The organism is Actinomadura scrupuli, assembly GCF_050971785.1.
In the GTDB taxonomy this organism is placed as follows: Bacteria; Actinomycetota; Actinomycetes; order Streptosporangiales; family Streptosporangiaceae; genus Actinomadura_E; species Actinomadura_E scrupuli.
The window spans coordinates 1,040,717-1,059,025 of the sequence record NZ_JBPCCU010000003.1; the positions used below are offsets into that span (position 1 = coordinate 1,040,717).

Consider the following 18,309-nt stretch of genomic DNA (forward strand, 5'->3'; position numbering starts at 1 on the left):
ATTCCCACCCCCTGAGGGCGGTCACCTCGCGCGCGATACGGATGAATGGCCCGTACGGCCGCGCCATGCCACGGGGGCCGGCGACGGCGGAGCACCAGGCCCGGCCGCACGGCCGCGAGCCCGCCGGATCCGGGCCCCGGCGCCGTACCACCTGCCGGAGCCGGGGCCGCGGCCGGGAGGGCCACCACCCTCCGCGCGGCGGCCCCGGTCACTCAGTGTCACTTCCCACGATCAGATAACGGATCAACATCATTGAGGTCGGTACGGCCCTATCGAGCTCCTCACACCAAATAGGGTGATGACCGCTTTCTCGCAGTCCGTACGACGCCGATGTGGAACGAGGGCTTTCGTGAGGTTCGACCTGCGCCACCCCGCCATCCTGCCCGTGACCTCGGTCACGCTGGCCGCGCTCGCGCTGGCAGGCCCGGTACAGGCCGACACGGTCCCCTCGGGGACGAAACCCCCCACGGTGAGCGCCGATCCGCTCCCGACCTGGCAGGTCAACGGGGTGGTGTGGAGCGCGGTGACCGTGGGCAACACCGTCTACGCGACCGGCAAGTTCACCAAGGCCCGGCCGCCGGGCACCGCACCCGGCAACGCCAAGGAGGTCACCCGCAACAACCTGCTGGCCTTCGACATCCGGACCGGCGCGCTGATCACCTCGTTCAACCACTCCCTCAACGGGCAGGGACTGCGGATCGCCGCCTCCCCCGACGGTTCGCGGGTCTACGTCGGCGGCGAGTTCACCACCGTGGACGGGCAGACCCGTAACCACATCGCCGCGTTCAACACCGCCACCGGCGCCCTCGACCCCGCCTTCAAGCCGTCGGTCTCCGGCAAGGTGCGGGCCATCGCCGCCACCAACTCCACGGTCTACTTCGGCGGCAACTTCTTCTCCGTCAACGGCGCCAAGCGCACCAGGCTGGCCGCGGCGGCCAAGAGCAACGGCGCCCTGTCGGCCACCTGGAAGCCGGTCGCCGACGACGACGAGGTCTTCGCGCTGCTGGTGTCCCCCGACGGGAAGCGGGTGATCGTCGGTGGCCGGTTCCAGAAGCTCAACGGCGCCACCCACGTCGGCATCGGAGCGGTGAACGGCACCAACGGCGCGATCGCCACCTGGTACAGCAAGCCGATCCCCACCAGGGTCGGTGAGCGCTACTCCTACGTCAGCAACCTGACGACCGACGGCACGACGGTCTACGGGTCCGCCGACGGCGAGGGCGGCAAGTGGTTCGACGGCCGGTTCGCGGCCACGCTCTCCACCGGCGCGCTCGTCTGGCTGGACAACTGCTACGGCGCCACCTACGGCGTGCAGGTCGTCGGCAAGGCCCTCTACAGCGTCGGCCACGCCCACGACTGCTCCTCGCTCGGCGCCTTCCCCGAGACCGTCCCCCAGACGTGGCACCGGACGCTCGCCGAGACGACGTACAAGACGGGGACGGACAAGACCGCCCCGGGGTCCAACAGCAACTACTCCCACCCGGCCGTCCCCACCCTGCTTCACTGGTTCCCCACGGTCACCATGGGCAGCTACACCGGGCAGTACCAGGCCGCCTGGACGGTCACCGGCAACAGCAGCTACATCGCCCTGGGCGGGGAGTTCCCCAGCGTGAACGGCAAGAGCCAGCAGGGCCTGGTGCGGTTCGCCGTCAAGTCCCTCGCGCCCAACAAGGTGGGGCCCACGCCCTCCGCCGAGGTGACCCCGGTGCTCACGACGCCCGCGGCCCGCACGGTCAAGGTCACCTGGAAGACCACCTGGGACCAGGACAACGAGAAGCTGACCTACGAGGTGCTGCGCGACGGCGGCCAGACCCCCGTCTACTCGACCTCGCTGTGGTCGGCGTTTTGGGCGGCGAGGGTGCACACGGTGAGCTTCACCGACACGGGGCTCACCACCGGCTCCAGCCACACCTACCGGATCCGGGTCACCGACCCGCTCGGCAACGTGCTCACCAGCGCGACCTCGAGCTCGATCAAGGTCGGCTGAGGGCTAGCCGCCGTTGCGCTTGGCCAGCTCCGACTTGATGCCGCCGACCACCGCCTGCAGGTGGTAGTCGCAGACCGCGTCATTGGAGCGGCGGCCGCGGAACCAGAGGGTCTGGACCACGAAGTCGGCTGGATCGCCACATGGGCATGTCCGGGAGCCGTCGGGGTCAGCAGGGAGGACGGTGACACCAGATGTGGCCATGTGTCCAAGGTAGGCCCTAAACGTTCTTTTGTGATCTGCGCGTTCGCGTGGAGTCACCATCGTTATCGAGTGGCTCACCGTGCGCGCACACCCGGCTACGGCGGCGGGATCCGGCCGGCCTCGGTCTTTCCTTGAGGTCAGTTTGGCTTTCCTGCAGGCCAGCTTGGTCTTACCTCCCGAACCGGTGCCGGGAGTCCGCCGTCAAAGGCACGTCCGGAAAACCGAGGGGAACGGGGGGCGGCGGAGAAGGCGTCCCGCTTGTGGGACCGATGAGCACCGAGCACGTGGCGGTCTTCGACGACAGCGCACTCTCTCCAGTTTGGGGCGACGCGGGCGCAGGCCCGCTCCTGATCTCGGAGGCAGCCATGCGAAGTACCACCTCACCCGACGCGACAGCGGTGGGCGAGCCGATGACGAGCGGCCCGGCGGCCGGCACCGACGGACGTCTGATCTACCGTCTCCTGCTGGCCGTGGACATCGAGAAGTACAGCATGCGAGGTGCCCGGGAGCAGTTCCTCGTGCAGACCGATCTGTGCCGCGCCCTCGACACCGCCGCCCTGCGCGCGGGCCTGGACCGGCGGCTCTGGGAGCGGGAGGTGCGCGGGGACGGCGAGCTCTCGGTCCTCCCGGAGGGCGTGGACGCCTCCCAGGTCATCGGCGGCTTCACCCGCGAACTGGGGCGGGCGATCGGCGCGCTCAACCTCGGGCAGCCGCAGCGGCCGCGGCTGAGGGTGCGGCTGGCGCTGCACCACGGAACGCTCACCGCCGGGCCGTTCGGTCCCGCCGGTGACGCCCCGATCGTCGTCAGCCGGCTGCTCGACGCCAGGCCGGTGCGCGCCCACCTCGCCCGGCGGCAGGACCTGGACCTCGCGCTGGTCATCTCCGCCTCGCTCTACCAGGACGTGGTCAGGACCGGGTTCTGCGCGCTGGACCCGGAACGCTTCCAGGCACTGCGCATCAAGGTGAAGGGCACGGCGTACCAGGGGTACACCTACGTTCCCGCGGGACGCGCGCGGGCGGCGCTCGTCCCCCGGCAGGGCGTGCCCCGGCCGCCCGGATCACACCTGCCGCTCACCCCGGAGGCCAAGGTCCTCAGCCTGCCCCGCCCGGACGGGATCGCCGCCCGGTGAGCCCGGCCGGGCACGGCTCCCCTCATCGGCGGGGCAGCTGCGCGCGGCCCGCACCCGGTACGTCAAGATGGGTGCCGGAGCCGTCGGGAGGAGCATCGGGTGGAAGATCGGGACGCGGCGATCGCGGAGCTCCACACCGCCACCGAGCGGTTGCACGGCACGGCCGCCCGGCTGTCCGATCAGGACCTGCGCGGCCCGTCACTGCTGCCCGGCTGGAGCCGGGGGCACGTGGTCGCCCACCTGGCGCGCAACGCCGACTCGTGCTGGAACCTGCTGGAGTGGGCCCGCACCGGCCGGGAGATACCGCAGTACGCGAGCGCCCGGCACCGTGACGACGGCATCGCCCTGGGCGCCGGGCTCCCGGCCACCGAGCTGCTCCGCGATCTGCGCGACTCCGCCGCCCGCCTCGACCGGCAGGCCCGGACGCTGCCCGGCCCCGCATGGCACGCGACCGTGCGCGCGTTCCACGGCTGGGAGCACCCCGCGTGGTTCACTGTCTTCCGGCGGTGGCGCGAGGTCGAGGTGCACCACGCCGACCTGGACGCGGGCTACTCCCACGCCGACTGGCCGGACTCCTACGTGCACTGGGAGCTCGAGGAGACCTTCGCCTGGCTCGCCGAGCACGGCGGGCTGGCCGCCGGGCGGGTGCGCGTCACCGACGCCGGCCTCGAGGTGCGGCTCGGCGACGGTCCGGAGATCAGCGGGCCCGCACGGGAACTCCTGGGCTGGCTGACGGGTCGTACAGACGGCACGAATTTGTCGATCACGAGGGGGGCGGCGCCGCCCGCGCCACCGCCCTGGCCACAGGGACCCGCTACCGGCCGGAGGCAGGCTTGAGTTACAACGGAGATGTGCAGGTGGGCGGCAGGCCCGACGTGCGGGAGCTGCCCGGGCTCACGGTCACCAAGGTGGCCGTGGGGCCGTACGACAACAACGCCTACCTGCTGCGCTGCGCCGTCACCGGTGAGCAGGTGCTCATCGACGCCGCCAACGAGCCGGAGCGGCTGCTGGAGCTCGTCGGCGACGGGCCGCTCGGCCGCGTCGTCACGACCCACCGCCACCAGGATCACTGGCAGGCGCTCGGTGAGGTGGTCAAGGCCACCAACGCCGCCGTCGTGGCCCACCCCTTCGACGCCGCCGCGCTGCCGGTGCCGGTGGCCGAGCCCGTGGAGGACGGTGCCACCGTACGGGTCGGGCAGGCGACGCTCGAGGTCATCCACCTGCGCGGGCACACCCCCGGCTCGATCGCACTGCTGTACGACGCCGGCGGCGAGCTGAGCGCCACCCCGCACCTGTTCACCGGCGACAGCCTGTTCCCCGGGGGCGCCGGCAACACCTTCGGGGACCCCAACAACTTCAGGCAGCTCATGACCGACCTCACCGAGCGCGTCTTCGACCGGCTGCCCGACAAGACCTGGTTCTACCCCGGCCACGGCAAGGACTCGACCCTCGGCCGGGAGCGCCCCAGCATTCCCGAGTGGTGGTCGCGCGGCTGGTGAGAGCCGCACCGGTGCCCGTCCGGGCCGGCCCGGGCCGGGGCGTTCGCCCGGGCCGCCCGCGCGGTCAGACGATGACGCGCACGGGCGAGGTCTCCACCGGCCCGTGGCGGGTCAGATCGGCGTGGGCGGCGGCGAGCCGCAGCACGATGTCCTCGATCACCGGCTCGGGGAAGGCGAACGGGAGCCGGAAGAAGCCGCGGAACCGGCCGGTGCCGTCCATCGCCCGGCCCGGCACGATCTCGACGCCATGGCGGAGCGTCACCTGGGCGTAGGCGGCGGTGTCCACCCCCGGCACCTCCACCCACAGCGACAGGCCGCCGTCCGGGCGGCGCCACCGCCACGACGGCAGATGGACGCGCAGCAGCTCCTCCATCAGGCCGAGCCTGGCGCGCAGCTCCGCGTCACGGGCGGCCCGCAGCTCCTCCAGCCGGGGCAGCAGCCGCGCCGCGACGGCCTGGTCCAGCACGGGGCTGCCGAGGTCCGCCAGCACCTTGCGGCGCGCGAGCCGCTCGATGATCGTCGCGGGACCGCGGACCCAGCCGGTCCGCAGCCCGGACCACACCGTCTTGCCCAGCGAGCCGACGGTGAGCACGTCGGCGCCGGGCGGCGCGAAGGCCGCCAGCGGCGGTGGCTCGGGCAGGGACCGGAAGGCGTCGAAGGCCGAGTCCTCCACGATCGGCACCTGATGGCGGGCGGCCAGGGCGGTGATCGTGCGGCGGCGCTCCGCGGACATGAGCGTCCCGGTGGGGTTCTGGTAGGTCGGCATCACGTACAGCAGCGTCGGCCGGTGCCGGTCCAGCACGGCGGCCACCTCGCCGGCGTCGATGCCCTCGTCGTCGAGCGTGGCCGACAGCACCTGCGCGCCGTGGTCCCGGAAGACGTCGGTGCACCCGGGAAAGCTGGGCGTCTCGATCAGCACGCTCCCGCCCCGGCGCAGGTAGAGCTCGCTGACCAGCCCCAGCGCCTGATGGGCGCCGGTGGTGACCAGGACCTGGTCGGGGACGGTGGGCAGGCCGGTGACGGTGAAGTGCTCCGCGATCGCCTCGCGCAGAGCGGGCAGGCCGACCGCGTAGTAGCCGTCGGTGGCCAGCAGCGCGTCGAGGTCGGACTCCATGACCTCCCGCAGGGCCGTGGTGACGGCCGGCACCCCGGCCCCGGCGGCGCGGGTCAGTGAGATCACCTCGCCCGGCCCGTCGACCAGGCGCTGGTAGATGGCCGTGGCTCCGCCGCCCCGTACCCTCCCGTCGTCGACGACGGGAGGGACGGCCAGGCCGGCGGCGATCCGGGTGCCACTGCCCCGGCGGCTCTCCAGCAGGGCCTCCTCGCGCAGCCGGTCGTAGGCGGCGACGACGGTCGCCCGGCTGACGCTCAGCAGCCCGGCCAGACGCCGCTCGGCCGGCAGCAGCGCGCCCGCCGGCAGCGAGCCCTCCTCGATGGCCGTGCGGACGGCGGCGGCGAGCTTGCGATAGAGCGGCCCGCTTCCGGTGACCCAGTCGCCCAGCAGCTCGGCCAGCTTGGGCGCGTCGATGGTCACGACGTCAGAGCGGTCCACTTCCACCCCCATTGGCACTGTAAATATCGATCCAATCATTCGAGAATGGAGCCGACGACGCAAGTGCGCCTCCGAATTGGATCGATCAATGGACTGCCCGCCGGATGAGGTGGCATCATGCTCCCCCTGATCATCTTCACCTTGATCTTCGTGTTACTGGCGATCGCCGGGCCGTGGCTGGGTGCCGACAGCCGGGACGGACAGGACTGGCGGATCACCCGGCGGCCTGATCCGAGCCCCTCTCCCGAAACGCCCGCGCGCCCCTAAGCTGTCCGCATGACGGGACTAGTGATCGCGGTGGCCGTGGCGGTCATCGTCGGCGGCGGGCTGCTGGTGGTGGCCATCGGCGTGGCCAGTGGCTCGCGCGGCGGCCGTGCGAACCCGATGGACCAGATGCCACCGACGGACCCCTTCGGCCCGCCGGTGAGCCCCGTGCCCCACCAGGCCGTGCCCTACCAGGGCGGGCCGGGCATACTGTCCGAGCCGGCAGCGGAGCGGGTACGCGCGCTGATGTCGCGAGGCCAGAAGATCAATGCGATCAAGCTGGTCCGGGAGGAGACCCGGATGGGCCTCAAGGAGGCCAAGGACTACGTCGAGGCGATGGCGGCGGGCCGGATCGCCGCGGCGCCGTGGGGCGGGGCACCGGGCCGGAGCCCGCTGTCGGAGCGGGTGCGCTCGTTCAAGGCGGCCGGGGACCCGGCCTCCGCCGTCGCGCTGGTACGCGCCGAGACGGGCATGACCCAGAGCGAGGCGGAGCGCTTCGTCGACGCCCTCGACTGACCCCTCCCCACGAGAGCGCGAGCGGATCCTGACGGGAACTGACAGGTTCGTGGTCCACCATGGTCGCGTGAGCAGCGATGGCGGAACCGCCCCGGAGGTCGATCGCGCGCGGGTGCTGGCCTACCGGATGACCGCGCAGGAACTGGACCGCCCGCCCGGCCGCCGGCCCGAGGATCTGGCGGTACTCGACCTCGGCGTGCAGGACACGCCGTCCGGCTCCGCGCGGCAGTCCCTGGCGGCGCGTACGACGGTCGCCCCCGCCGAGGACGGGCTGGCGCTGCTGTGGACGGTGCGCGGCGCGCCGCACCTGCACCGCTGGGCCGATCTGCCGGGGCTGGCCGCGGCACTGTGGCCGATGAGCGACGCCGACGCCACGGCCCGGATCGCCGGCGGACAGATCAAGGAGGGCGCCCGGCTCGGGCTCGAGGCGTTCGCCGCCGCGGCGCGGGCGATGCGCGAGGTCGTCACCGGCCCGGTGCCCCGGGGAGAGGTGAGCACGGCGGTGAGCGCCCGGATCCCGCGGTCACTGACCTACCGGTGCACGGCCTGCGAGGCGCGGCACATCTCCGGCAGCCTGTTCCAGCAGGTGGGTCTGCCCGCCGGGGTACGGCTCGCGCCCGGTACCTCCCCCGCCGTGCTCGTACCGCTCGATGACCGCCCGGAGGTCCCCGGGCGGCCCGGGGACCCCACCGCGCTGGTGACCGCCTACCTCCGGTCGCTCGGCCCCGCCGGCCCCGGCGAGGTCGCGAAGTTCCTGGGCACCTCCCCGGCCGGGATCCGGCGGGTGTGGCCGCGGGACCTGGCCGAGGTACGGGTGGAGGGACGCCGTGCCTGGCTGCCCGCCGACCGGCTGGAGGCACTGCGTTCGGCCTCCCCGCCGCCGATGGTCCGGCTGCTCCCCCCGTCGGACCCGTTTCTGCAGGCCCGCGACCGGGACCTGCTGGTCCCGGACAGGGAACGCCAGAAGGCCGTCTGGCGGATCCTGGCCAAGCCCGGCGCGCTCCTGGTGGACGGCGAGATCGCCGGAGTCTGGCGGTCCCGGCTGGCCGGCCGGGGCACGCTGGAGGTCACGGTCACCGGGTTCGCTCCGCCGGCCGCCCCCCTCCGTGCCGCGGTGGAGGAGGAGGCCGGTCACGTCGCCACCGCCCGTGGCGCCACCGCACTGCGAGTCCGGTTCGGCACGGACACCTGAACCCCGGTGCGCCTCAACACCGACTGAACACCGTGCGCCCGAACACCCGTGCACCCGACCACCCGTGCCCCTCGACACCGGCGCCTGAGCACCGGCGCCCGAGCGCCCGCCCTGGGCCCGCCCATGGCCTCCTCCCCTCCGTGATCACGGAAGGGAGGGGGTGGTCAGCGGGGGCCGCGGATCAGGCGGGAGAGTTTGCGGCCGATGAGCAGGTAGGCCAGGACCACGCCGACGACGTTGAGGATGACGTCGTCGGAGTCGAACGCCCGCCCGGTGATCAGGTTGCCCTGCAGGGTCTCGATCGTCAGTGAGATGACCCCGCTCACGAGCGCGAGCCGCAGCGGGCCGCGCAGCCGGGTGAACACCACGGGCAGCAGGACGCCGAGCGGGGCGAGCAGCGCGAGGTTGCCGCCGATCTGCTGCACGGCCTCCTTGATGCTGGGCCGGTCGAGGTAGAACCGCAGGGTGCGGCCGGGCTGGGTGTTGCCGACCGCCTGCCCGTGGTCGTGGACCGGGGTGAGGGTGAGCCGGTAGGCCCACACGGAGAACACGCCGAGGGCGCCCAGAGCGATGAGGATGGCGGCCACCCGTAGCGGAGTGAAATACCACGAGGTCTTACGGTCGGTCTTCGTCCTGCTCTTGGTCCTCGTCTTCGTCTTCGCCTTCGACGAGGACGGTGTTCTGGCCAGCAATGGCACAGTGGCGTTCCCTTCCGTGTCACATCCGCTTCCGGACGCGACTGCTGTCTCCGGGGTGTCCGCTCTGGATGCGGCACTTGTCCCCCCGAGCCAAGCATGTATGCAGAACACCGGCGTAGGGTGGGAAAACTCGCATCGAATACGGGGAGTAACAGATGTGAACGAGGTCGACCCGGAGCTGGTGGAGCTCGCGACGAAGGTGTTCGGGCTGGCCCGGGCCGGCGCGTCGGACGACCTCGTCGCCTACGTCGACGCCGGCGTGCCCGTGAACCTGACCAACGACAAGGGCGACAGCCTGCTGATGCTCGCCGCGTACCACGGGCACGCCGGGGCGGTGCGCGCGCTGCTGGGCCGGGGAGCCGACCCGGAGCGGACCAACGACCGGGGACAGCGGCCGCTCGCCGGAGCGGTGTTCAAGAACGAGCCGGACGTGGTCCGGGCGCTGCTGGAGGCCGGTGCCGATCCGCGCGCGGGCCGGCCGTCGGCCGTCGAGACCGCGCGGATGTTCGGCCACGACGAGTTCCTCGCCTGGTTCGAGGCGGCGGCCCCCTGAGCCGTCACCGCGGTCATTTCAGGATGTTCACGGCCCGGGCGACGACCAGCACGATGGCCACGATCGACACGGCCGACTGCACGAGCATCATCATCTTGGCCCACCGGCTGAGCGGCATCACGTCGGTCGGGCTGAAGGCGGTCGCGTTGGTGAACGACAGGTAGAGGTAGTCCACGAAGGTCGGCTCCCAGTCGGGCGGTGCGACCTCGGGCGCCTGCATCTGGACGAAGAGGAAGTCCGGATAGGCCCGGCGCGCGTGCGCGCGGGCGACCGGGCCGCCCCGGTCGAGTTCCCAGTACCACAGCCCGAACGCGATCACATTGGTCCCCCAGATGGCCGCGCCGGTGGCCAGCAGGGCCGGGGCGTCGTCACCGGCGGTGCCGTGCAGCAGCTCGTAGACGAGCATGAGCGCCGAGATGATGTTGGCGACGCTGATGGCGGCGATCAGGCTCACGCTGAGGGCCCGCAGCAGCCGTGACTCCCGGTCGATCCGGGTGGGGTTGGCCGCCACCAGCCCGGCCGCCAGCGCGACCTCCAGGCCGGGCAGCAGCAGGTGGGGCTGCAGCGCGAACCGGCCGGGCAGCCCGATCTGGAGGGCGATCGCTATCAGCACCACCGCCATCACCGGCAGCCGCTGCTCACCGGGGGTGGAGCGCAGCCAGGCCGGCAGGTGCACCTCCTCGAGGCGGCCCGCGTCGGCGTGCAGCACCCGCTCCAGATGCAGTGCCTGACGGCGCAGGACCCCGGTCAGATAGTCGGCGGCGTCCGGGGGCGGCCCGTGCGGCGGCTCGGTGGTCACAGGTGCATTCTGCCGCCGGGCGCGGGAACGTGGGGGGAGCGCCGGGGTTCCGGCGCCCCCCGGCGCCGGAACCCCGGAGCCCGCCCTGATGCCCGGGCGGCACCGGGCATCGCCGTGCCGCGGGGCGCCGGAGCCCGTCTCAAGCCGTGGTGTCCCGCCGGTGGTGGGCCCGCACCAGGTCCTCGATCCGGCCGCGCAGTGCCAGGAACTCCGGCGTGCGCCGGGTGCCCATCGTGCGTTCCGCCGGCAGGTCCACCGGGATCTCGGCGGCCACCCGCCCGGGGTCGCTGGCCAGCACCACCACCCGCTGCCCGAGGAAGACCGACTCCTCCACGTCGTGGGTGACCATGACCACCGTCGTGCCGGTGTCCCGCCACACCTGGCGCAGGAACACCTGCATGTCCTGCTTGGTCTGCACGTCCAGCGCGCCGAACGGCTCGTCGAGCAGCAGGACGTACGGCTCGCACGCGAGCGCGCGGGCGATCGCGACCCGCTGCCGCTGGCCACCGGACAGCCGGCCGGGCAGGGTGCCGGCGAAGGCGGTGAGCCCGACCTCCTCGAGATACCAGGCGACCCGCCGGGCGCGTTCCGCCCGCGAGATCGGCAGCAGTTCCAGCCCGAAGGCCACGTTGGCCGCGACGGTCCGCCAGGGGAACAGCTCGCCGGTCTGGCAGACCAGCCCGCGATCGGACCCGGGGCCGGTCACCGGCTGCCCGTCCCAGCCGATCGCGCCGCCGGTGGGGGTCTTGAGCCCGGCGATCAGGTCGAGCAGCGTGGACTTGCCCGATCCGCTGGCGCCGACGATGCACACGAACTCCCCGGGGGCGACGTGCAGGTCGATGCCGTCCAGCACCCGCTTGCGCTCCCTGCCGGCGGCGAAGTCCTTCACGACGCCGGTCAGCTCCAGCCCGCGGCTCATGGCGTCCACCTCCCGACCCGGTCGCGCAGCAGCCGGAGCGTCACGTCCAGGGCGATGCCGATGACGCCGATGACGATGAGCACCGCGAAGATGCGGTCGCTCTGCAGGAAACGCGCCGAGCGCACGATGCGGTAGCCCAGTCCCTCGGTCGCCGCGTACAGCTCGGCGATCACCACGAAGTTCCAGGCCGCCGCGGCGTTGACCCGGGCCGCGTCGATGATGCCCGGCAGCGAGTGCGGCAGGATCACCTTGCGGACCAGCACCCCGGGGGTGGCGCCCAGGGTCATCGAGGCCTCCAGCAGCCTGCGGGGCACCTGCCGGACCGTGTCGGCGACCATGAGGATGTTGAAGAACACCACGCCGAGCACCAGGACGGCCAGCTTCGGCGGCTCGCCCAGCCCCAGCCAGATGATCAGCAGCGGGATGAAGGCGCTCGCGGGCATGTACCGGACCAGGCCGATCACCGGCTCCAGCAGCGCCAGCGCCCACCGCCAGGTGCCCATCGCGAAGCCCAGCGGCACCGAGATCAGCAGTGCCAGCCCGAAGCCGAGCAGCACCCGCCGTACGCTGGCCACGGTGTCGGTCAGCAGGTCACCGGAGCGGGCCATCTCCAGCCCGGCCCTCCAGGTGGCGGCGGGCGTGGGCAGGAACTCGGGCTGCACCGCGCCGCTGGTGCTCAGCCCGATCCAGGCCGCCAGCGGCGCCAGCAGCGAGAGCGCCCGCAGCGCCCAGCGGGAGGTCTGCGAGATCTCCCGGCCCGGCTGGAGCCAGCCGGTGCGGCTCCTGCGCGGCGTGCGCCGTGGCAGGTCGGGCCAGTCCGCGCGGCCCGCCCCTGCCCCCGCCGCGCCGGCGGCGCCCGGCGCGGCCGCCGCCGACGTCAGGCCGTCCACGGCGCTCATGGCGCGCCGCTCGCCTGTTTGACGAAGGTCGGGTCCAGCAGCCCGTCCAGCGACGGCGCCTTGTCCACCAGCTTGGTGCCGACGAGGAAGTCGGAGATCTTCTTGGCCTGGAAGTCCAGGTTGGCGTCGGTGGTGCCCGGTGTGAACGCCTTGACGTTGTCGTCGAGCGAGAAGATCGTGGTGCCGCCGTCGTAGGCCTGGTAGTCGGTGACGCTCACTCCGCCGCGCTTGGCCATGATCTCGATCGCCTTGGCCTTGTTGGCCTTGATCCAGGCCAGGGTGTCGAACCAGGTCTGCACCAGCGCCTGGACCGTCTTCGGCTCCTTCTTCACCAGGCTGGAGGCGACGGCCAGGTGGTCGGGGATGGCACCGGGAAAGTCCTTGGAGGTGCTGATCGCCTTGCTGCCGGGCCGCTTGAGGGCCGTGTCGGTGAACGGCGCGAACACCCCGACCGCGTCGACCTTGCCCGCCGCGAAGGCGGCGGCCGCGGCGTCGGTGAGCAGCGGCTTGAACGTGATGTCCTTCTCGGTGAGCCCGGCCTTCTTCAGCGCGAGCAGCAGCAGGTAGTGGTCGACCGTGCCCTGCTCGGCGGCGACCGTCCTGCCCTTGAGGTCGGCGACGGAGCCGATGCCGGGCCGGGCGATGATCTGGTCGTTGCCGGTGGAGTTGTCGTTGGTGAGGACGATCGTCTCCTTGGCCCCGCCGGCCACCGACGAGACGGTGTCGTTGAGCGTCTGGCTGTTGGCGTCGATCGAGCCGTTGGCGAGCGCGGTGAGGCTGTCGGTGTAGCTGTCGAAGTACTTCAGCTCGACGTCGACGCCGTTCTTGGCGAACAGCCCCTGGTCGTGCGCGACCTGCCAGGGGAACCAGCCGGGCCAGGCGCTGAACCCGAGGGTGACCTTGCTTCCGGAGGCGCCGCCGGACGCCCCGGACTTCGCGGAGCCGCCGCCGCACGCGGCCAGTGCGGGTACGGCGGTCAGGACGAGGGCGAGCAGCAACCGGGTGACGGCCACTCGGGCGAGAGGGGTTCTCATCGCGCAGTCTCCTTCTTGGGGTCTCATCGCGCGGCGGCCCTGCTGGGAAGGTGCCCGGAGCGGACGAGACAGCCGAGGGTGTCGCAGATGACCCGCGTCGCGATCAGCGACGTGATCTCCGCGTTGTCATAGGGGGGTGAGCATTCGACGATCTCGATCCCGGCGAGCGGGGCGGAGTCGGCGATGATCTGGATGAACTTCAGCACCTCGCGGGGCAGGAATCCGCCGGGCTCGGGCCAGCCGGTGCCCGGCACGAACGCGGCGTCGAGGCAGTCGACGTCGAAGCTCAGCCAGACCGCCTCGGCGTTGCGCCACGCCACCTCGAGCGCCTTCTCCGCGGCGGCCTCGATCCCCATCTCGACGCAGTCGGTGACCGTCATGATCGTGGTGCCGCGCTCCCGGCCGACCTTCACGCCGGGGCGGGGGGCCTGCCAGCCGCCGATGCCGATCTGGACGAGGTTCTCCGCCGGGACGTTCGGGATGTCCGTGGCGTGGAACCACGGCGTGGTGTGCATCCGCTCGTCGAGGTCGGTCTCCTGGGTGTCGACGTGCCGGTCGAAGTGGATGATGCCGAGGTTGCCGGACAGATGCTCGGCCACGCCGCGCACGGTCGGGTAGCCGATGGAGTGGTCGCCGCCGAGCACGACGGGCAGGGCGCCCGACGCGTAGACGTGCGAGACGGCCTTGCTGATCTGGTCGAAGGTCTTCTCGATGTTGCCGGGGATGGTGAAGATGTCCCCGAGGTCGGCGATGGTGATGCTCTCCCGCAGGTCCACGCCGAGTTCGAAGCTGTACGGCCCGTACAGCGCGGAGATCTTGCGGATCCCCTGCGGGCCGAACCTCGTGCCGGAGCGGTACGTCGTGCCACCGTCGAACGGCGCCCCCAGCACCGCCACGTCGTACTCGCCGCAGCGCCGGACGTCCTCGACGTACGGCGCCTTCAGGAAGGTGTTGATCCCCGCGAAGTGCGGCAGCTCGCCCCGCGAGAACGTCGGGATGGAGCGGTCGACGATGGAGTCGGCGCCCTGGAGGCCGAGTTCCAGGCCACGGGCGATCTCCTCCTGGTGGCGGGTGGTCGGCAGAACCCGCTCCGCCGCGACGGCGTAGCGGGCCTCGGGACCGTAGTCGCCGTGCAGTTCCTCCGGGTTGAACTCCTCCGGAAGATGCTTGGGGTGGTAATGCATGGAGCCTCCATGACGGTGCCCGGTCCAGCCGGAAGCCAGGCTTCGCTGACCTCCCGGGCTTTTATCCCGCCGTGGAACGGCCGCCGCGGGGGCGTCCGCCTCGCCTCTCGGACCAGACCCGCGTTCGCCGGGCAGGCGATGCGGCGGAACCCTAGGCGCGCCTCACGTTGTGAGTCGCCGATCATTGAAGTAAGGACCGGTACCGCACTCAATTCGATGATGTAACCATTGTGTGAACATCGCCTCACCGGCATTCCCATAACGGCACCCGGTGCGGCACCACATCATGAAAATGAGACATCGGCCGAACTCACTGTTTACCGTGAGGTCACACATATCCACGATAATCCGCCGGATGATCAGGACTTTCCGGCTGCTCTGCGTCCTCCTTGTCGGGCTGACGCCGGTCGCCGCCTGCGCGCTCCCGGGCCGGGACGCCCCGGCGCCGGGCAGGGCCATCACCCTCGGGTTCAGCGCCTGGCCGGGCTGGTTCCCCTGGCAGGTGGCCGAGGAGGAGGGGCTGTTCGAGCGGAACGGCCTCGACGTCGACCTGCGCTACTACGGCAACTACACCGACAGCCTGACGGCGCTCACCAACGGCGACATCCAGGCCAACAGCCAGACGCTCAACGACACCCTCTCCTCGGTGACGGACGGCTCCCGGGAGACGATCGTCCTGGTCAACGACAACTCCACCGGCAACGACCAGATCATCGCCCGGCCCGGCATCACGTCCGTCGCCGGCCTCAAGGGCAAGAGGGTGGCCGCCGAGGAGGGGACCGTCGACCACTACCTGCTGATGCTGGCGCTGAAGAAGGCGGGGCTGTCGGGCAGGGACGTGACCTTCGAGCCGCTGGCGACCGACGCCGCGGCCGACGCGCTGGTCGCCGGGAAGGTCGACGCCGTCGGGGTGTTCGCGCCGTTCACCACCGCGGCCCTCAAGCGGCCCGGCAGCCGGGCGCTGACGACCTCCCGGGACTTCCCCGGCGCGATCCCGGACCTTCTGGTGGTCTCCGGGGCCTTCCTGGACCAGCAGCCCGGATCCGTACAGGCCCTGGTCAAGACCTGGTTCGACACCCTCGCCTGGATCGCCGCCCACAAGGCGGAGGCGGTGCGGATCATGGCCAGGCGGGCCGGGGTGACCGAGGCCGAGTACCGGACCTACGACGCGGGGACCACGATCTTCTCCCTCGACGACAACCTGCGGGCGTTCGCGCCGGGCCGCGGTACGGCCCATCTCCCCTACCAGGCCACGGCCCTCTCGGCTTTCCTGCTCGACAACCGGCTGACCCAGTTCGAGCCGAGCCTGGACAGGCTGATCGACCCGCGTTTCGTCGAGGCCCTCAAACGATGAGCGGACGGCACGCCCCGGCCGCGGGCGCCGGCGATCCGTCCGGGCTGCGCGATGTCGCCTTTCGTCCCAATGGAAATGCTCCGCCACACGGCCATCATTTGCCGGAAACATGGACGCAATGCGACACCCCTAGCCTCGCCTTGGATTACCGGGACCGGCCTTTCCCGGTGCACCGGATTCTTTTCCACGGTCGTCGGACGCGGCACGGACGACGAAGGAACCACGCATGAGCGTTGAGCCTGGGAAGAAACACGTGAATCCCACGAAACGGTCGGTAAGGCCGTCCGGTGAGCGTGCGTGCGGGTCACGCGTCGAGGGGCGAGCGTGAGCGCACGCCACCGCGGGTCAGGGCGCGGTCCGGCCGCGGAGGACACCGGCGGTCCCGGCGTGCCGGCTCCCCTGCCCGACCCCGGCATCGTCTACCACCCGGGTGGGCGGCGGCGCCGCTTCGCGCGGATGCGCACGATCCGCGCACGGCTGGCCCTCGTCCTCTGCGTGCCCACGATCCTGCTGGTGGCGCTCGCCTGTCTCGGGGTGGCCGGTCAGTACCGCGTCTCCGGCGACGCGACCGCCGCCGCGGGCAACGTCGAGCTGGTGCTGTCCGCCCAGGACCTCATCCACTCCTTCCAGCGCGAACGCGACCTCACCAGCGGGGTCCTGGGGGGCGCGGACCAGTACCGCGCGCAGCTGGAGGCGCAGCGCCGCGCGTCGGACCAGAACCGGGCGATCCTCGGCCGGCGGCTGGCCGGCAACGACAGCCCGAGTGCGCGGGCGGTCCGCGGCGCCCTGCGGAACCTGGATCCGCTGGAGTCGGTGCGCCGTTCCGTCGACGGCCGGCGGCTGGCCAGGCCGGCCATGCTGGACTTCTACACCCACGCGATCGTGGCGCTGAGCACCGCGTCCATCGACGGCGACGTCGGCCAGGACGACGCGGTGCTGCGGCGGGCGCTCGAGTCCCTGCACGCCCTCGGGGAGGCCAAGGAGGCCACCGCGCTCGAACGCGGCCAGCTCAACGGCGTGTTCGCCCAGGGCCGGTTCGGCCAGGACGACTACCTCAGGTTCACCCAGACGCGCGCCGCCAAGCTGGACGCGCTCGCGGAGTTCCGCCGGGTGGCGGCACCCCGGCGGGCGGCGGCGCTGGACGCCGCCCAGCGGACCCCCGAGGCGGCCTTCGCCGCCGGCTACGAGCAGCGCGCGCTGGACGGCGCCGCCGGGCGGAGGCTGAACCTCAGCCCGCCGAGGTGGTCGGCCGCCATGACCACGGTGGGGTACGACCTGCGCGAGATCCAGCGCGGCATCGGCGACGACGCCCGGGCCCGGGCCCGGCAGATCGACCGCGACGCCGGATGGCTGCTGGCCTGCTACGCCGCGGGAGCCGCCGTCACCCTCGTGCTGGCGCTGCTGCTGTGGCTCTACACCTTCCGGTCGATCATGCAGCCGTTGAAGATGCTGACCCGTGAGGCGCGTGAGGCGGCCGAGCGGCGGCTGCCGGGCGCCGTCGCCCGCATCCGGGCCGCGGAGGAGCCGGGCGAGGTGGTGCTCGACTCGTCACGGTCCACCCTGGTCCAGCGCGACGACGAGTTCGCCGAGGTGGCGGGGGCCCTGGACCATCTCCAGCAGACGGCGGTCCGGCTGGCGGTCGAGCAGGCGGTCATCCGGCACAACACCGCCGAGTCCCTGGCCAACCTGGGCCGCCGCAACCAGAACCTCGTGCGCAGGCAGCTCGGCTTCATCAGCGCGCTGGAACGCGAGGAGGCCGACCCGGGCGCGCTGGCCAACCTGTTCGAGCTCGACCACCTGGCGACCCGCATGCGCCGCAACGCCGAGAGCCTGCTGGTGCTGGTCGGCGAGCACAGCCCCCGCCGCTGGTCGGGCGCGGTCGAGGTGGGCGACGTGCTCCGGTCGGCCTTCGCCGAGGTCGAGGACTACCGCCGGGTGGTCCTGCGCAAGGCCGACACCGCCCACGTCCAGGGCGGCGCGGCGGCGGAGATCTCGCACCTGCTCGCGGAACTGGTCGAGAACGCCCTGGCGTTCTCGCCGCCCGACCAGGAGGTGGAGATCCAGGCGCGCGACACCGGCTCGCAGTACCACATCGCCATCGTCGACCAGGGGGTCGGCATGACACCGGAGGCGATGGCCACCGCCAACGCCCGGCTGCGCGGCGAGCAGAGCTTCCTGGTCACGCCGACCCGCGCCCTGGGCCACTACGTCGTCGGCCGGCTGGCCCAGCGGCTCGGCATCGAGGTATGGCTGCACGAGTCGCCGCTCATCGGCGTCACCGCCCGCGTCGTGCTGCCCGGCACCGTAATGGTGACCTCCGGCGGCCCCGCGGGACCGCCCACCCGTACGGCGCTCCCCGCCCGGGCGGGCGCCGCGCCGCGGCACGGGGCCGCCGGTACCGCCCCGATCGCCACCCCGGCCCCCACAGCGACGGCGGTGGCGGTCGCGGCCCCGCCGGCCGCCGGCCCGGGCTCCGCTCCGGGCGGTCCGGGCCCGGCACCGGGCGGCCCGGCGACGACGCGCAACGG

The 18,309-nt window shown here is 72.3% G+C and carries 18 protein-coding genes and 1 riboswitch; of the genes, 10 read left to right on the top strand and 8 right to left on the bottom strand.

The window, feature by feature from the left end:
- Positions 1–349: 349 nt before the first annotated feature.
- A complete protein-coding gene (locus tag ACRYCC_RS19160) occupies positions 350–1,987 on the top strand; it encodes a hypothetical protein (protein ID WP_433813847.1) in 1,638 nt (545 codons plus the stop codon).
- 3 nt (positions 1,988–1,990) lie between these two features.
- On the opposite strand, the gene ACRYCC_RS19165 is transcribed toward ACRYCC_RS19160, so the two are convergent.
- Positions 1,991–2,188, bottom strand: a complete 198-nt coding sequence (locus tag ACRYCC_RS19165) for a hypothetical protein (RefSeq protein WP_433813848.1) — start codon at positions 2,186–2,188, stop codon at positions 1,991–1,993.
- 365 nt (positions 2,189–2,553) lie between these two features.
- On the opposite strand from ACRYCC_RS19165, the gene ACRYCC_RS19170 reads away from it, so the two are divergent.
- From ACRYCC_RS19170 to ACRYCC_RS19180, 3 genes are all read left to right on the top strand, one after another.
- A complete protein-coding gene (locus ACRYCC_RS19170; RefSeq protein WP_433813850.1) occupies positions 2,554–3,318 on the top strand; it encodes a nucleotidyl cyclase domain-containing protein in 765 nt (254 codons plus the stop codon).
- 99 nt (positions 3,319–3,417) lie between these two features.
- Positions 3,418–4,155: a maleylpyruvate isomerase family mycothiol-dependent enzyme gene (locus tag ACRYCC_RS19175; protein ID WP_433813851.1), complete on the top strand. Its 738-nt coding sequence runs from the start codon at positions 3,418–3,420 to the stop codon at positions 4,153–4,155.
- Positions 4,152–4,817, top strand: coding sequence for an MBL fold metallo-hydrolase (locus ACRYCC_RS19180; protein ID WP_433813853.1), 666 nt, complete (start codon positions 4,152–4,154; stop codon positions 4,815–4,817). The genes ACRYCC_RS19175 and ACRYCC_RS19180 overlap by 4 nt, the downstream gene beginning before the upstream one ends.
- A gap of 64 nt (positions 4,818–4,881) precedes the next feature.
- Here ACRYCC_RS19180 and ACRYCC_RS19185 read toward each other — a convergent pair whose 3' ends face one another.
- Entirely contained in the window at positions 4,882–6,369 is a 1,488-nt protein-coding gene (locus ACRYCC_RS19185) for an aminotransferase-like domain-containing protein (RefSeq protein WP_433813855.1), read from the bottom strand.
- A 117-nt stretch (positions 6,370–6,486) separates the two neighbouring features.
- Between ACRYCC_RS19185 and ACRYCC_RS19190 the strand changes: the two genes are divergently transcribed.
- The 3 genes from ACRYCC_RS19190 to ACRYCC_RS19200 all read left to right on the top strand — a co-directional run bounded on the left by ACRYCC_RS19190 (position 6,487) and on the right by ACRYCC_RS19200 (position 8,341).
- Positions 6,487–6,636 (top strand): hypothetical protein, encoded by a 150-nt coding sequence (locus ACRYCC_RS19190; RefSeq protein ID WP_433813857.1) that lies wholly within the window; start codon positions 6,487–6,489, stop codon positions 6,634–6,636.
- Positions 6,637–6,645: 9 nt separating this feature from the next.
- Positions 6,646–7,149 carry a ribosomal protein L7/L12 gene (locus ACRYCC_RS19195; RefSeq protein WP_433813858.1) on the top strand — a complete coding sequence of 168 codons (504 nt, stop codon included), beginning with the start codon at positions 6,646–6,648 and terminating at the stop codon, positions 7,147–7,149.
- A 67-nt stretch (positions 7,150–7,216) separates the two neighbouring features.
- On the top strand, positions 7,217–8,341 hold the full coding sequence (locus tag ACRYCC_RS19200; RefSeq protein ID WP_433813860.1) for a DNA glycosylase AlkZ-like family protein: 1,125 nt from the start codon (positions 7,217–7,219) through the stop codon (positions 8,339–8,341).
- Positions 8,342–8,505: 164 nt separating this feature from the next.
- On the opposite strand, the gene ACRYCC_RS19205 is transcribed toward ACRYCC_RS19200, so the two are convergent.
- Positions 8,506–9,039 (bottom strand): VanZ family protein, encoded by a 534-nt coding sequence (locus tag ACRYCC_RS19205; RefSeq protein ID WP_433813862.1) that lies wholly within the window; start codon positions 9,037–9,039, stop codon positions 8,506–8,508.
- Positions 9,040–9,196: 157 nt separating this feature from the next.
- Between ACRYCC_RS19205 and ACRYCC_RS19210 the strand changes: the two genes are divergently transcribed.
- A complete protein-coding gene (locus ACRYCC_RS19210; RefSeq protein ID WP_433813864.1) occupies positions 9,197–9,592 on the top strand; it encodes an ankyrin repeat domain-containing protein in 396 nt (131 codons plus the stop codon).
- A 13-nt stretch (positions 9,593–9,605) separates the two neighbouring features.
- On the opposite strand, the gene ACRYCC_RS19215 is transcribed toward ACRYCC_RS19210, so the two are convergent.
- The 5 genes from ACRYCC_RS19215 to ACRYCC_RS19235 all read right to left on the bottom strand — a co-directional run bounded on the left by ACRYCC_RS19215 (position 9,606) and on the right by ACRYCC_RS19235 (position 14,427).
- The gene (locus ACRYCC_RS19215; protein ID WP_433813866.1) at positions 9,606–10,391 is read right to left on the bottom strand and encodes a hypothetical protein; all 786 of its coding nucleotides are present in this window, start codon (positions 10,389–10,391) and stop codon (positions 9,606–9,608) included.
- Positions 10,392–10,530: 139 nt separating this feature from the next.
- A complete protein-coding gene (locus ACRYCC_RS19220) occupies positions 10,531–11,310 on the bottom strand; it encodes an ABC transporter ATP-binding protein (RefSeq protein ID WP_433813868.1) in 780 nt (259 codons plus the stop codon).
- Entirely contained in the window at positions 11,307–12,209 is a 903-nt protein-coding gene (locus ACRYCC_RS19225; protein WP_433813870.1) for an ABC transporter permease, read from the bottom strand. The genes ACRYCC_RS19220 and ACRYCC_RS19225 overlap by 4 nt, the downstream gene beginning before the upstream one ends.
- Complete coding sequence (locus tag ACRYCC_RS19230; protein ID WP_433813872.1) at positions 12,206–13,243, bottom strand: aliphatic sulfonate ABC transporter substrate-binding protein; 1,038 nt, start codon at positions 13,241–13,243, stop codon at positions 12,206–12,208. Before ACRYCC_RS19230 ends, ACRYCC_RS19225 begins: the two co-directional genes overlap by 4 nt.
- Before the next feature lie 23 nt (positions 13,244–13,266).
- Positions 13,267–14,427, bottom strand: coding sequence for an agmatinase family protein (locus ACRYCC_RS19235; protein ID WP_433813874.1), 1,161 nt, complete (start codon positions 14,425–14,427; stop codon positions 13,267–13,269).
- Between the two features lie 48 nt (positions 14,428–14,475).
- Positions 14,476–14,593: riboswitch (guanidine-I (ykkC/yxkD leader) on the bottom strand.
- A gap of 189 nt (positions 14,594–14,782) precedes the next feature.
- Here ACRYCC_RS19235 and ACRYCC_RS19240 point away from each other — a divergent pair.
- On the top strand, positions 14,783–15,781 hold the full coding sequence (locus ACRYCC_RS19240; protein ID WP_433813876.1) for an ABC transporter substrate-binding protein: 999 nt from the start codon (positions 14,783–14,785) through the stop codon (positions 15,779–15,781).
- Between the two features lie 324 nt (positions 15,782–16,105).
- Positions 16,106–18,309: sensor histidine kinase (locus tag ACRYCC_RS19245; protein ID WP_433813878.1), on the top strand; the 2,204-nt coding region annotated here is incomplete at its 3' end.

Excerpts from the sequence above, each read along its gene's own strand:
- ACRYCC_RS19230 (WP_433813872.1), bottom strand. The coding sequence starts at position 13,243 with ATGAGAACCCCTCTCGCCCGAGTGGCCGTCACCCGGTTGCTGCTCGCC.
- ACRYCC_RS19235 (WP_433813874.1), bottom strand. The coding sequence starts at position 14,427 with ATGCATTACCACCCCAAGCATCTTCCGGAGGAGTTCAACCCGGAGGAA.
- ACRYCC_RS19240 (WP_433813876.1), top strand. The coding sequence starts at position 14,783 with ATGATCAGGACTTTCCGGCTGCTCTGCGTCCTCCTTGTCGGGCTGACG.
- ACRYCC_RS19165 (WP_433813848.1), bottom strand. The coding sequence starts at position 2,188 with ATGGCCACATCTGGTGTCACCGTCCTCCCTGCTGACCCCGACGGCTCC.
- ACRYCC_RS19220 (WP_433813868.1), bottom strand. The coding sequence starts at position 11,310 with ATGAGCCGCGGGCTGGAGCTGACCGGCGTCGTGAAGGACTTCGCCGCC.
- ACRYCC_RS19190 (WP_433813857.1), top strand. The coding sequence starts at position 6,487 with ATGCTCCCCCTGATCATCTTCACCTTGATCTTCGTGTTACTGGCGATC.
- ACRYCC_RS19225 (WP_433813870.1), bottom strand. The coding sequence starts at position 12,209 with ATGAGCGCCGTGGACGGCCTGACGTCGGCGGCGGCCGCGCCGGGCGCC.
- ACRYCC_RS19195 (WP_433813858.1), top strand. The coding sequence starts at position 6,646 with ATGACGGGACTAGTGATCGCGGTGGCCGTGGCGGTCATCGTCGGCGGC.
- ACRYCC_RS19170 (WP_433813850.1), top strand. The coding sequence starts at position 2,554 with ATGCGAAGTACCACCTCACCCGACGCGACAGCGGTGGGCGAGCCGATG.